This is a genomic window from Burkholderia sp. JKS000303, assembly GCF_002563755.1.
Classification (GTDB): Bacteria; Pseudomonadota; Gammaproteobacteria; order Burkholderiales; family Burkholderiaceae; genus Burkholderia; species Burkholderia anthina_B.
In genome coordinates this window covers 1,555,655-1,568,450 of sequence record NZ_PDBZ01000001.1, presented here as the reverse complement: position 1 = coordinate 1,568,450, position 12,796 = coordinate 1,555,655, and the positions used below count along the sequence as shown (strand labels likewise).

Sequence of the window (12,796 nt, the reverse complement as noted above, 5' to 3'; positions counted from 1 at the left end):
CGGCGTGTCGAATCGGTTCTCACCCTTGTGCCGTAAGGCTTTGCGCCCCTCCGTAAACGTCAGTTACCGGTCTCGCAGACCGGTTTCACCTGTGTCTGCGTACGGTGCCTAGACTCCGAACCGTATTCACATGAAGCACGACACGTGCAGGGAGTCGCGAGATGAGCAAGAAATTCCTTCTCGGTGCAGTTCTCGGTGTAGCGGCGCTGGCAGCTTCGGGCGTCGCATCGGCCCACGTCGACCTGTCGGTCGGGATCGGCGTGCCGGGCGTCTACGCGGCGCCGGCCCCGGTCTATGTGGCGCCGCCCCCGCCGGTCATGTACGCTCCGGTTGGCTATCGCGATGACGACTGGCGTGCGCGTCAGTGGCGCGAACACGAGTGGCGTCGCCGTGAATGGCGCGACCATGAGTGGCGCGATCGGGGCGATCATGGTGGCGGCTGGCGCGGCCGCTGGGACTGAAGCCCGGCGACCCGTTGACGACAAGAACACGGATCACGACGACAAGAGGAGAGTGATCGCATGAAACCCATTCGACACATCAGGTTGTGCGCAACGGCCGCCGTCGTTGCACTGGCAACGATCGGCAGCGCGCATGCGGCGGGCTGCATGAAAGGCGCGGTAGTAGGCGGCGTCGCCGGCCACTACGCGGGACACCATGCGGTAGTGGGCGCGGTCGGCGGCTGTATCGTCGGCCACCACATGGCAAAGAAGCACGAGCAGGAGCTGGCAGCGCAGCGCCGGGCAGCGGCGGCACACGACATGCAGCCGGCGCAGTAAGCATCGGCATCGTCGTCAACGGGGCAGTGCTTCGGCGCTGCCCCGTTCGTTTTTGCCGGCCGGCAACGGTCGATAAAAAAGGGCGGCTCATGGCCGCCCTTCGTTTCAGCGTCGCGCGCCCGTACGGGGCGCCGCGGACGCGACAGGCTCGAACAACGCATCGGCCTGCCGGACGCGCATGAACCGCGCCGCGTCCCCGCCATCCACCAGCGCACGGAAATGCGCTTCGCCGCACGCGAGCTTCGCACGCTCGTGCTCGCTGGACACATCGCCATCCGCATTCGGCGTATCGACGACGAAGTACAGCCGTTCGCCGCCGTCCTGCTCCGCGAGCACGGCCCAGTCCGGGTGATAGCTGCCGAGCGGCGTCGGCACGCGGAACCACGCAGGCAGCTTCGCGTAAAGCTTCACGCCGTCGTGCGCTTCCAGCGCGTCGGCGAACGCGCGTTCCGCATCGGTCTCGCACACGACCGCCTCGTGGATCGACTTGCGCGCATCGGGCCGCAGGTTGCGCAGATAGCCGGTCAGCGCCTCGCTCTCGAACGATTCGAGCGCATGCACGTGGCGCTCGCCGAGCTTGCGATACGCGATGCCCGCCACCAGCGCGAGCCGCTTGCAGCGGTTGATCGCATCGGCCGCGAGCGCGATGAACTGCTGCGGATTCACGCGGAAATCGTCGAGCCGGCCACTGTCGGCCAGGATCGTCGCGAGCGAACGGCGCGTGAGTTGCGTGCGGTCCTGCAGCTCGGTGAGCAGATCGGGCAGCGGCAGCTCGCCTTCGTCGATCAGCACGGTGCCCGCGCCGCCCACTTCGATCGCCTCGATGCCGGCCTTGCCGATGTCGATCTCGGCCTTGCGCCATTGCAGCCGCGCGCGTGCGATGTCCGGCGCGCTGCGCAGCGCGGCCGTGCAGTCGCGCACGAGCTTGGCGTTGTCGAATTCGACGCTGTACACGGTGCGGTGGCGGATGCGGTCCCACAGCGCGCGGAAGTCGTCGCCGAACACGACGGCCTTGCCCGACGCGTCGCGCCGCAACGCGATCGCGCGGCGCTCGTCCGCATTGCGCACCGCGAAGCGGCCCGACAGCTTGCGCAGCGTCGCGACGATCGGCGCACGCAGCATCTCGAACGCTTCGGGCAGCACGAGCGCGCTCTGGCGCAGCGCATCCTTCAGCCGGTCGAGCACCTTGCCCTGCGCGTCGACGTAGCCCTGCGCGTGCAGATGGGTCCACAGCACGCGCGACAGCTCGATGCCGAGCGCATGCGCGGGGCCGTCGCCTTCCTGCACCGGCAGCGCCGCGAACTGATGCTCCTCGACGATCCCGAAACGGATCCCGGTGTCGGCCTCGATTTCCTTCTGCAGGTTCTCGGCGAACGATTCGTAGCGCTCGGTCGCGATCACGGTGAGCGTGTTCACGCCCGGATCGCGCACGCGCTCGCCATCCTGGTCGACGGCGAGGCGCAGCCCGCGGCCGAGCGTCTGGCGGCGCTCGCGTTCGGTCTGGATGTCGCGCAGCGTGCAGATCTGGAACACGTTCGGGTTGTCCCAGCCTTCCTTCAGCGCCGAGTGCGAGAAGATGAACTTCAGCGGCGTGTCGAACGACAGCAGGGCTTCCTTCTCGCGCATGATGAGGCCGTATGCGCGCTCCGCGTTCTCGCGGGCGGCGGCGCTGCTCTCGCTCGTGTCGGTCCAGCCGCCCTTGCGGTCGATCGAGAAGTAGCCGTTGTGCGCGCGCTCGACTTCGAGCGCGACGTCAACGCCGTCGAACAGCGCCCGGTAGGCCGGCACGCGCGCCGCGCGCGCATATTCCTCTTCGAAGATCAGCGCGTAGTCGCCCTTCACGGGCACGCCGTTCTCGTCGTAGCGGCGATAGCGCTCGACCGAATCGACGAAGAACAGCGACAGCACCTTCACGCCGCGCTCGGCGAGGCGCAATTCCTTGTCGAGATGCTCGCGGATCGTGCGGCGGATCATCTCGCGCTGCACGGCGAGCGTGTCGATGTCGCCGAACGCTTCGCCGAGCGACAGGAACGCCTCGCCTTCCGGATGACGCAGCTCGACGTATTCGGCGCCCTTCACCGCATGGACTTCGCCGATCCGCAGCCCGGCGTACAGCGCGCGCTTGGTCAGGCGTTCGAGGTCGTCGCCGTCGGTGGCCGACACGATCTGGCGCTTCACGCCCGCGGCCGTCGCGACGTCGAGCTCGACGCGCGCGCTGATCGCGCCGCGCCGGTTCGACACGCCGGCGAGCCGCAGGTACGGCTTGTTGTGCGCATCCTCGACGATCGCCGACGCGATCTCGATCTGCTTGACGAGCTTGCGCTCGTACGCGTCGACGGCATCGAGCCGGTACACCATGTGGTGGCGGTCGACGTGGGTGGCCGAATAGCGCAGCGTGCAGAGCGGCGCCATCGCGGCCAGCGCTTCGCGCCCGCGCCCCTCGAGCCCGCCGTCGACGCTCTGCGGCTCGTCGACGATCACGATCGGCCGGGTCGCGCGGATCAGGTCGATCGGCTTCTCGCCGCCGGTCTTCTCGCTGTCCTTGTAGAGATTGTTGATCTCTTTCTTGTTGATCGCGGCAACCGTCATCACCATGATCTGGATCGCCGCGCTCGCCGCGAAGTGGCGCACCTGGCCGAGCTTCGCGGAGTCGTACAGGAAGTAGTCGTACGGCACGCCCGCGTACAGCGCGCGGAAATGGTCCTCGGTGATCGACAGCGTCTTGTGCACGCCTTCCTTGATCGCGATTGACGGCACGACGATCACGAACTTCGTGAAGCCGTAGCGGCGGTTCAGCTCGAAGATCGTGCGCAGGTACACGTAGGTCTTGCCGGTGCCGGTCTCCATCTCGACGGTGAAGTCGCGCGAGCCGGGCAGGCCGGACGGCGGCAGCCCGCCGCGCAGCTGCACGTCGGCGAGGTTGCGCGCGAGCGCGTCGTCGGTCAGCGACAGCCGGTTGCCGACGCCTTGCTCCGACACGGCGAAGCCGAGCGAACCTTGCGCGGCGGCGGTCGTGCCGGGTGCGGCGTTCGCGAGCACGCTGAAGTCGCCGCGATACGATTCCTGGCCGCGAAACAGGTCGCAGACGGCGTCGATCGCCTCGCGCTGATAGTCGAGATCCGCTTCGAAATGCAGCCGCATCACAGGCTCCGCACGCGCTTCACGCCGTGCTGTTCGAGCAGCGCGGCGAGATTGAGCTTCGCGACGTCGTCGACGAAGCCGCTGTCGCGGAACAGGCACGTGACGTCGCGCGTCGCGCCGGTCGCGTCGAGCAGGTCGACGATGCCGTCGGCGAGCGGGCCCGCGTCGTCGCGCGCGATGCGCGCATCGAAGCACGCGACGATCGAGCGGCCGATCAGGTGCACGGTCTTGCCGGCGACGCGGTGATGCTCGACCGGCGTGCACAGGTCGAGGCCGAGCTTGAGCGTCAGTTCGGCGAGCAGGTCGTCCTCGGTGCGGCCGGTCTTCACGTGCTCGACGGAGGCGAAGAGCGCATGGTCGAAGTCGTCACGGCGCGGATCCCACTCGATCACGTTGGTCGTGTCGAGCCGGTACACGCGGAAGCCCAGGTCGCCATAGCTTTCCGGATAGTCGCGCGCAACCTGCTGCGCGGCGCGGCGCAGGCGCTCCTTCGTGACTTCGGCGAGCGTCAGCGGCTTTTTCAGCTTCGCGCAGAAATCGGCGGCGGCCAGCTGCGTCTTGTCGCGGCGGTCGAGCGCTTCGGGCAGCTGCACGAGGATGTAGCGGCGCGCGCCGCCGTCGGTCGCGTTCACCTGCATCACCGCGTGGCCGGTCGAACCGGAACCGGCGAAGCAGTCGAGCACGATGTCGTCGCCGCGCGTGCACCAGCCGATCACGGCCGCCGCGAAATCGACCGGCTTCGGCAGGTCGAACGGGATGCCGAGCGTCTTGAGCAGCGCGTCGTCGGAGCCGGCGAACGGCAGCACCGACGGCACGTTCTCGTACATGTTCTCGTCGAGGTAGTAGATCCGCTGCGGCTGCGTGGTTTCATCCGGGCCGAATTCGATCTGGCCGCGCTCGATCAGCGCCTGCATCGTCGCGGGCGGATTGCGCCAGCCGCGCGCCGGCATCGCGCACGGCTTGCCGGTGACCGGGTGGGTCAGCGGCGTGAAATACTCTTCCGGCGCCTTCTTCTTGTTCGGCCACGCCATCGACACGAGGCGGTACACGCGGCCTTCTTCCGACAGCCGGTCGTACATCACCTCGCCGCCGGACAGGTTGGTCTGCGCCTTCATCCACGCGCGGTACGCCTTCTGCGCGTCCTTCGCGTTGCCGCTGCGGTACATCGCGTCGTGCGCGGCGTCGAGCATGCGCTGCGCGTTGCGCTTCGGGCGCTTGAGCGGCGCCTGTTCGAGCAGCGTCTCGGCGTTGCGCGCGAACAGCACCAGCGATTCGTGCTGGTACGCGACGCCGCGGGCGTCGCCCTTCGGGTTGCGCTTGTCCCACACGGCGACGCCGAGCTCGTTCTCCTCGCCGAAGATCTCGCGCAGCATCAGCACGAGCGCATGCACTTCGTGCTCGTCGATGTGCACGGCGATCAGCCCTTCGTCGGACAGCAGCGCGTGCGCGAGCTTCAGGCGCGGATACATCATGTTCAGCCAGTCGGTGTGGAACCGGCCGTTCGCCTCGGTATTGGTGCTGCGCTTCACGCCGGCGTCGGTCTGGCCCGTCATCGCCAGGTAGTGGCGGATGCTGTCGCTGAAGTCGTCCGGATAGACGAAATCGCTGCCGGTGTTGTACGGCGGGTCGATGTAGACGAGCTTCACCTTGCCCGCGTAGCTCTTGTGCAGCAGCTTCATCACGTCGAGGTTGTCGCCCTCGATCACGAGATGGCGCGTGTCGTCCCAGGCGACGCTGTCGTCGGGGCACGGGCGCAGCGTGCCCGTCGACGGCGTGAGCGCGGCCTGGCGCGCGCTGCGCTTGCCGTGCCAGTGGAAGCCGTAGCGCTCGTCGGCATCGCCGACGGTGCGCTCGCCGATCAGCGCCTTCAGCACGTCGACGTCGACCGACGCGCCGTCCGGGCCTTCGGTCACGAGTTCGGGGAACAGCGCCTTCAGGCGCGCGACGTTGTCGGCGGTGAAATCCGTCGACATCGCCTGCGGGCTGGCCGCATCGAGTTTCTGCATCGTTTTTTCCATCGGAACCCGGCCGCGTTGCGCCAGGACATCGGGCGCACTCACGGCTCCGGCGGCAATGGCCACCCGGGCAAACCCGAAACGCTATCGAGTCGGTCGGCGCAGGTCAAGCACCGATGCGAGGCGATCCTGCGCCCATCGGCCGCGATCGCCCGCCAGACGGGCCGCGAGCGGCTTCGGGCCGGTTGTCGTAGCGCCCGCCGGCAAGCGTTTCCCGGCGCCCCGGCACCCCCGAAAACGACGAAAAAAAGGGCACGGTCAGCGCAATGCGCCGGCGTGCCCGCATGGAGACATCCCGAACGAAGGAAACGGCGGGGCGCGGCGCGCCCCGGCGCCGGATCAGAAACGCGTCCGGACGCCCGTCGTCAGTTCGAGCTGGTTTTTCGCGCCGAACGTCGACGACACCGTGTAACCGCCGTGCAGCTTCATGTAGTCGCCGGCGAGGTAAAGCTCGGTGCGCTTGCTCAGGTGATAGAACACCGACCCGTAGAGCGTTTCCTTGAAGCCGTTGCCGACACCGCTCGTCAGGCTGAACGCGCCGAGGTTCGCGTTCGGGATGAAGCCGTCCGACGTGTACGCGGCGTTCTTGACCCGCATCTGCTGATAGCCGAGCTCGTAGTCGAGCACGCCCTTCGGCTGGATCTTCATCGACACCGTCCACGCGTCGTCGTGACGCTGGCCGAGCGAGCCCTGGTCGCCGTTGTAGCGGAAGTAGCCGGCATTCAGGCGCACGATGCTGAACGTATAGTTGCCGCCGACCGAGAACGTCTGGTTGGTGTAGCCGCCGTTGTTCACGTGGTTGTAGAAGCCGGACACGTTGAACGGGCCGCCGTTGTAGCCGAGCGCGAGCTGGTACGCGGAGCCGGTCGCGAACGCGGTCGAGTTGCTGAACTGGTAGCCGGCGCTCGCGAAGATGCCGTTGCTGAACAGCTTCTTCCACGCGAGGCCGTTGTTGTAGCGCGTGCCGGTCGGGCTGGCCGCGTAGAAGATCATCTGCTTGAAGTTGTTCGAGTTGGTCCAGCCGCCTTCCTCGGTCGACAGCTTCGCGGAGCCGTATGCGTCGCCATAGATCGCCGATGCGTCGCGCGCGATCGTGTTCTGGAAACCGGCCGTCAGCTTGCCGAAGCGCTCGTCTTCGATGCCGACCCAGGCGTCGCGATCGAAGATCTGGCCGTTGTCTTCCATCTGGCCGTTCGCGACCACGTATTCGCTTTCGAGGCGGAAGATGACCTTCGTGCCGCCGCCGATGTCCTCCGCGCCTTTCAGGCCCCAGCGGCTGCCGCTGAACCACGGCTCGCCTTCGTTGCCCATCCCGATCACGTGATTGCCGTTCGCATCGGCGTGGGTCCGGTAGGTGGGAAAGCTGAGGTCCATCAGGCCGTAGAGCTGGACGCTCGACTGCGCGTGCGCCTGGGTGCCGGCACACAGGCCCGCCGCCGCGATGGAAAGGGCAAGGGTTTTTCGTTTCAAGATCGTCTCCTCCTGGCTGCCGCATTGAAATGTTCGTTGGCACTACGTAATGTATGCCGGCTGTTGACGGCCACTGCGAGGAGGCCGACACGTAGCATCGTAGAGGGTGCAATCCTTCATGCCGCTTTCCCGGCCGCAAGAATCGGATTGGTGAAAACACCGAACGCGCAACGATCACGAATCGGGCAGGCGAACGGACGCTTGCCCGACGGACGGCCGCCGGGTTTTCATGAAAGATTCGTTATCCGAATGGATTGACGAGGGCGGGGAGCGCGACCGCGTCAGTCCTGCACGCTCTTCGCGCGCAGGATATAGCCGAGCCCGCGCAGCGTGATGATCTCGGCCGTGCTGCCGGCCAGATGCTTGCGCAGCCGGTGGATGTAGATGTCGATCGCGTCGGCGCTCGGCTCGTCGTCGAGGGCGAACACGCTGTCCATCAGCCGCGCCTTCGACACCGTCTTGTTCTGCTGCAGCATCAGCGTCTCGAGGATCGCATGCTCGCGGCGGCGCAGCGCGAGCGCCGCATCGCCGCAGCGGAATTCGCGCGTGCCGAACGCGTAGACGAGATCGCCGCACACGAGCTGGGTCGTGCCGACGCCGGCCTGGCGGCGGATCAGCGCGCGGATCCGCGCAACCAGTTCGCGCGATTCGAACGGCTTGACCACGTAGTCGTCGGCGCCCGCGCCGAAGCAGTCGACCTTGTCGTCGACGGAGCCGTGCGCGGTCAGCATCAGCACCGGCACGTTGTCGTTGCGGCGCCGCAGCCGCGCGAGCACCTCCTTGCCGCTGATGCCGGGCAGCCGCATGTCGAGCAGCACGGCGTCGTAGCGTTCGGTCTTCAGCACCGTGTCCGCGCGCTCGCCGTCGCCGACGCAGTCGACCGCGAAATCCTCGCCGCGCAGCAGGTTCACGATCCAGTGCGCGAGTTCGGCGTTGTCTTCGACCAATAGAAGTTTCATGACGGCATCACGTTCTCAATCATAGGCGGGCAGCCGCACGGTCACGACGACGCCGCGATTGCCCGGCCCCGGCGCGAGCGACGCGCTGCCGCCGTGCGCCTGCGCAATCTCGCGCACGATCGCGAGGCCCAGGCCCGAACCTTCGGTGTCGGCCGACACGCGGTAGAAGCGCTTGAACACGTGCGGCCGCGCTTCGGCCGGAATGCCCGGGCCGTTGTCGATCACGTCGATCACGATCGCGTCGCCGTGACGTTGCGCGGCGACCGTCACACTGCCGCCCGGCTGCGTGTAACGCACCGCATTGTCGACGAGGTTCATCACCAGCGCGGTCAGCAGGCTGTCGCTGCCCGCGACGTCGAGCCGCTCGCCGAGATCCGCGCCGAGATCGATGTCGCGCCGCTGCGCGAGCACGATCGTCTCCTCCAGCACGCTCGACACCACGGCTGCGAGATCGACGCGATGGGTGAGCAGCGTCGACGGCGTCGCTTCCGCATGCGCGAGCAGCAGCAGCTTGTCGGTCACGTCGGCCATCTTGCGGCTGCTGCGCTGCATGCTGTCGAGCACCGACGCAAGCTCCGGATCGTCGCGCTCGCGCTGTTGCGCGTACTGGATCTGCGTGTCGAGCACCGCGATCGGCGTGCGCAACTGGTGCGCGGCGTCCGCGATGAAGCGGCGCTGCGTGGCCGTGTGCGTATTGAGCCGCGCGATGCACTGGTTGATCGCGTCGACGATCGGCCGCAACTCGTGCTGCAGCCGCTCGGGGCGGATCGGCTCGAGCTCCATCGGCCCGCGATCGGCGACGTCGTCCTTCAGCTTCATCAGCGGTCGCAGCTCGAGCGTGAGGCCCAGATAGACGAGCACCACCGCGAGCACCAGCATCAGCGACAGCCGCACGAGCTGCGGGCGCCAGATCGTCGCGACCATCGCATCGTGCGAACGCGTCGTCTTCGCGACCACCACCGTCACCGTTTCGATCTGTCCTTCATCGTACAGCTGCCGATCGTACGCCGCGGCGCGCAGCGGCACACCGTCGAGCGACGTGTCGTACAGCGTCGGCTCGAAGCCATGCCGTTCGGACACCTCGAGCGCCGGGTTGCCCGCGAGCAGCCGGTCGTGGCCGTCGATCACCTTGTAGAACACCGAATCGCGCGACGGCGACTCGAAGATCTCCAGCGCGGCCGGCGGCACGTCGGCGACCGGCAGCCCGTTGCGCCATTCGACGTCCTCGCCGATGGTGCGCGCGGATGCGACGAGCGCGCTGTCCTGCACGAGCCCGGCGGTGCGCCGCGCGGTGTCGTACGACATCGCGCCCGCGATCAGCACGAAAGCCGCGAGCGGCAGCAGCAGCCACCACAGAAGCCGCCCGCGCAGGCTGTGCGCCATGCCTTCTCCTCAATGCCGAACCGCGCCGGGGCGGCCGGCGCGGTTCGGGCGTGTCATGTGATGCGGGCGGTGCTCAGAACGCGGCGGGACGCCACTTCAGCAAGCGCTTCTCGATCCAGGTCAGCAGATAGTCCGCGGCCAGCGCGACCACGGCCAGCACGATCATCGCCGCGAACACGCCGCTCGCGTTGAACGCGCCCTGGGCGGTGGAGATTAGCAGGCCGATGCCCTGCTTGGAACCCAGAAATTCGCCGACCACCGCACCGACCAGCGCGAAGCCGAAGCTCACGTGCAGGCTGGCGAGAATCCAGCTCAGCGCGGACGGGATCACGACGGCCGTGGTGATCTGCCGGCGCGACGCGCCGAGGATCTGCGCGTTCGCGATCAGGTAGCGGTCGGCTTCGCGCACGCCCTGGAACGCGTTGCCGAACACGACGAAGAACACCATCACGACGGCCAGCGCGATCTTCGACGCCATCCCGAGGCCGAGCGCGATCACGAAGATCGAGCCGAGCACGACGCGCGGAATCGAGTTCGCGATCTGGATGTACAGGCCGAACACGTCGGCCATCAGCTTGTTGCGGCCGAGCACGATCCCGCAGATCACGCCGGCGACCGAGCCGATCAGGAAGCCGATCGCGGTTTCCTCGAGCGTGACCCACACCTGCGTGAGCAGCGGGCCCTGCGACGTGCCGTTCACGAACCAGTCCTGGATCTGGTCGAAGATCAGCGACGGCATCGAGAAGAAGAACGGATCGATCCACTTCAGCCGCGCGGCGAGTTCCCACCCGCCCAGCACGACGACGAGCACTGCGATCCGCAGCCCGACGATCAGGTTGCGCCGGCGGCGCAGCCGGCGTTGCGCGACGCGCTCGTCGTCCTCGAGCGTGGTCGCCGGAAGGGCGGTAGTGGGAAGCGTCATGTCGGTCATGCTCCTGTCCTTGCTGTCTCTTGCTATGGCTTGCCGTAGGGCGTATGCGTCAGCCGATCTGCACTTCTTCGCGCAGGTCGTGCCAGATGTCCTTGGAAATCTCGATGAAGCGCGCGTCGTAGCGCACTTCCGACATGACGCGCGGGCGCGGCAGGTCGATCTCGTACACGCGCTTGAGCGTCGCGGGGCGCGCGGTCAGCACGAACACGCGGTCGGCGAGCGCGATCGCCTCCTCGAGATCGTGCGTGACGAACACGACGGAACCCTTGTTCGCGGACCACAGCTGCAGCAGTTCGTCCTGCATCAGCGTGCGCGTCTGCATGTCGAGCGCGGAGAACGGCTCGTCCATCAGCAGGATTTCCGGCTGGTTGATGAAGGTCTGCGCGAGCGCGACGCGCTTGCGCATCCCGCCGGAGAGCTGGTGCGGGTAGTGCTTCGTGAACTTGTCGAGGCCGACCTTGCGGATCCATTCCTCGGCCTGCGCATACGCGACGTCCTTCGAGCGGCCGCGAAACAGCGGGCCTGCCGCGACGTTGTCGATCACGTTGCGCCACGGGAACACGGCGTCGGCCTGGAACACGAAGCCGATGCGCGGGTCGATCCCGTCGACCGGGCGGCCCATCACGCGCACCTCGCCGGACACCGGCTTGAGCAGGCCGGTGATCATGTTCAGCGTGGTCGACTTGCCGCAGCCGGTCGGCCCGACGATCGCGATGAACTCGCCGCGCGCGACGCTCATGCTGAAGTCGCGCAGCGCGACGGTGGCCTTGCCTTCCGGCGAAATGAAGCGGCACGACACGTTGCGAAACTCGATCGCCGGTGTGCTCGGGGAGACTGCCTGGTTCATCGCATTCGTCCTGCGGGTGAAGAGGGCGCCGCATCGTGGCGACGCCGGGCCGGTCAGCCGGGCCGGAACGGGGCGCGCACGGCGGCGGGATCGCCGCCGCCGGCGCCGGTACCGAGGTCGATTACTTCGCGTTCACGAAATCGTTGGTGTAGGTGCGCGCCAGGTCGATGTGCTTGCCCTTCACCGACGGGTTGAACGCCGACAGCACCTTCAGCACGGTCGCCGGGCCGTCCGCCGGCATCTTCGCGTCGGCGGTATACATCGGCAGCGATGCCTTCAGCGCGGTCACGTACAGCGCCTTGTCCTTCTGGTAGTCGGCCGGCATCTTCGCGGCGATTTCCTCGGCGCTGTGCGTGTGGATGAACTGCATCGTCTTCGCGAACGCGTGCGCGAGCTTGGTGGCTTCGGCCTTGTGCGAATCGGCCCACGCCGACTGCACATACAGGCTCGCGGCCGGATAGGTGCCGCCGAGCGCGGCGCGCGTGCCGTCGACGGTGCGCATGTCGACCAGCACCTTCGCGTCGCCCATCTTCTCGAGCGCAGACACGGTCGGCTCGGTCGTCATCCCGGCGTCGATGCGGCCCTGCTTGATCGCGGCGATGAAGCTCGCGTCGGCGCCGACCGGCAGCATCGTGTACTGCGTCGACGGCACGCCATGCTGCAGCGCGAGGTATTGCGTGAGGAAGCTGGTCGACGAGCCGAGGCCCGTCACGCCGAGCGTCTTGCCCTTCGCGTCGGCCATCGACTTGAAGGTCGGCGCGGCCTTGGTCGACACCATCTCGACTTCGCCGGGCACCTGGCCGAACACGGCGATCGCCTTCACGTCCTTGCCCTTGCTCTGCAGGTCGATCGTGTGGTCGTAGAAGCCGACGACGCCCTGCACGGCGCCCGCCAGCAGCTCGTTCTCGGCGTCGACGCCGGCCGGCTGCGACAGCAGTTCGACGTCGAGCCCTTCGGCCTTGAAGTAGCCGAGCTCCTGCGTGAGCCGCGCGGGCAGGTAGATCAGCTTCGCGATCCCGCCGACCATGATCGTGATCTTGCCGCCGTCGTCGGCGAAAGCGGGGTGAGCGGCGAGCGCGCAGCTCAGGCTGGCTGCCACGGCGAGGGTGCGCAGGATGGGTCGCATCGGGTCGTCTCCTTCGTTGTAATCGTATGGCGCGATGCTTGCTGCATCGTCATCACCGAGTATAGGTAGACGAAACCTTCCGCTACCTTTCGCGGGGTAGCGATTCCTTTAGGGGTTTTCCAGCAATATGCGTGCGGCGGGCCGG

The 12,796-nt window shown here is 67.4% G+C and carries 10 protein-coding genes; 2 read left to right on the top strand and 8 right to left on the bottom strand.

What is annotated here, in order from left to right; genetic code table 11:
* Window positions 1–161: 161 nt before the first annotated feature.
* Window positions 162–461: a hypothetical protein gene (locus BX604_RS07535; RefSeq protein WP_098550208.1), complete on the top strand. Its 300-nt coding sequence runs from the start codon at window positions 162–164 to the stop codon at window positions 459–461.
* A gap of 60 nt (window positions 462–521) precedes the next feature.
* The gene (locus BX604_RS07530) at window positions 522–779 is read left to right on the top strand and encodes a hypothetical protein (protein WP_098550207.1); all 258 of its coding nucleotides are present in this window, start codon (window positions 522–524) and stop codon (window positions 777–779) included.
* A gap of 105 nt (window positions 780–884) precedes the next feature.
* Here BX604_RS07530 and BX604_RS07525 read toward each other — a convergent pair whose 3' ends face one another.
* The 8 genes from BX604_RS07525 to BX604_RS07490 form a co-directional block, all read right to left on the bottom strand.
* Window positions 885–3,920 carry a type III restriction-modification system endonuclease gene (locus BX604_RS07525; protein ID WP_098550206.1) on the bottom strand — a complete coding sequence of 1,012 codons (3,036 nt, stop codon included), beginning with the start codon at window positions 3,918–3,920 and terminating at the stop codon, window positions 885–887.
* Window positions 3,920–5,938: a site-specific DNA-methyltransferase gene (locus BX604_RS07520; protein ID WP_098550205.1), complete on the bottom strand. Its 2,019-nt coding sequence runs from the start codon at window positions 5,936–5,938 to the stop codon at window positions 3,920–3,922. The genes BX604_RS07525 and BX604_RS07520 overlap by 1 nt, the downstream gene beginning before the upstream one ends.
* 336 nt (window positions 5,939–6,274) lie before the next feature.
* The gene (locus BX604_RS07515) at window positions 6,275–7,405 is read right to left on the bottom strand and encodes a porin (protein WP_098550204.1); all 1,131 of its coding nucleotides are present in this window, start codon (window positions 7,403–7,405) and stop codon (window positions 6,275–6,277) included.
* Between the two features lie 281 nt (window positions 7,406–7,686).
* On the bottom strand, window positions 7,687–8,364 hold the full coding sequence (locus tag BX604_RS07510) for a response regulator (protein ID WP_098550203.1): 678 nt from the start codon (window positions 8,362–8,364) through the stop codon (window positions 7,687–7,689).
* A 15-nt stretch (window positions 8,365–8,379) separates the two neighbouring features.
* Window positions 8,380–9,747: a sensor histidine kinase gene (locus BX604_RS07505; protein ID WP_098550202.1), complete on the bottom strand. Its 1,368-nt coding sequence runs from the start codon at window positions 9,745–9,747 to the stop codon at window positions 8,380–8,382.
* Window positions 9,748–9,820: 73 nt separating this feature from the next.
* On the bottom strand, window positions 9,821–10,669 hold the full coding sequence (locus BX604_RS07500) for an ABC transporter permease (RefSeq protein WP_175802325.1): 849 nt from the start codon (window positions 10,667–10,669) through the stop codon (window positions 9,821–9,823).
* Window positions 10,670–10,727: 58 nt separating this feature from the next.
* Window positions 10,728–11,525, bottom strand: a complete 798-nt coding sequence (locus tag BX604_RS07495) for an ABC transporter ATP-binding protein (protein WP_098550200.1) — start codon at window positions 11,523–11,525, stop codon at window positions 10,728–10,730.
* A gap of 121 nt (window positions 11,526–11,646) precedes the next feature.
* Complete coding sequence (locus tag BX604_RS07490; RefSeq protein WP_098550199.1) at window positions 11,647–12,651, bottom strand: ABC transporter substrate-binding protein; 1,005 nt, start codon at window positions 12,649–12,651, stop codon at window positions 11,647–11,649.
* Window positions 12,652–12,796 lie beyond the last annotated feature (145 nt).

Excerpts from the sequence above, each read along its gene's own strand:
- BX604_RS07490 (WP_098550199.1), bottom strand. The coding sequence starts at position 12,651 with ATGCGACCCATCCTGCGCACCCTCGCCGTGGCAGCCAGCCTGAGCTGC.
- BX604_RS07510 (WP_098550203.1), bottom strand. The coding sequence starts at position 8,364 with ATGAAACTTCTATTGGTCGAAGACAACGCCGAACTCGCGCACTGGATC.
- BX604_RS07500 (WP_175802325.1), bottom strand. The coding sequence starts at position 10,669 with ATGACGCTTCCCACTACCGCCCTTCCGGCGACCACGCTCGAGGACGAC.
- BX604_RS07495 (WP_098550200.1), bottom strand. The coding sequence starts at position 11,525 with ATGAACCAGGCAGTCTCCCCGAGCACACCGGCGATCGAGTTTCGCAAC.
- BX604_RS07530 (WP_098550207.1), top strand. The coding sequence starts at position 522 with ATGAAACCCATTCGACACATCAGGTTGTGCGCAACGGCCGCCGTCGTT.
- BX604_RS07520 (WP_098550205.1), bottom strand. The coding sequence starts at position 5,938 with ATGGAAAAAACGATGCAGAAACTCGATGCGGCCAGCCCGCAGGCGATG.
- BX604_RS07505 (WP_098550202.1), bottom strand. The coding sequence starts at position 9,747 with ATGGCGCACAGCCTGCGCGGGCGGCTTCTGTGGTGGCTGCTGCTGCCG.
- BX604_RS07535 (WP_098550208.1), top strand. The coding sequence starts at position 162 with ATGAGCAAGAAATTCCTTCTCGGTGCAGTTCTCGGTGTAGCGGCGCTG.
- BX604_RS07525 (WP_098550206.1), bottom strand. The coding sequence starts at position 3,920 with ATGCGGCTGCATTTCGAAGCGGATCTCGACTATCAGCGCGAGGCGATC.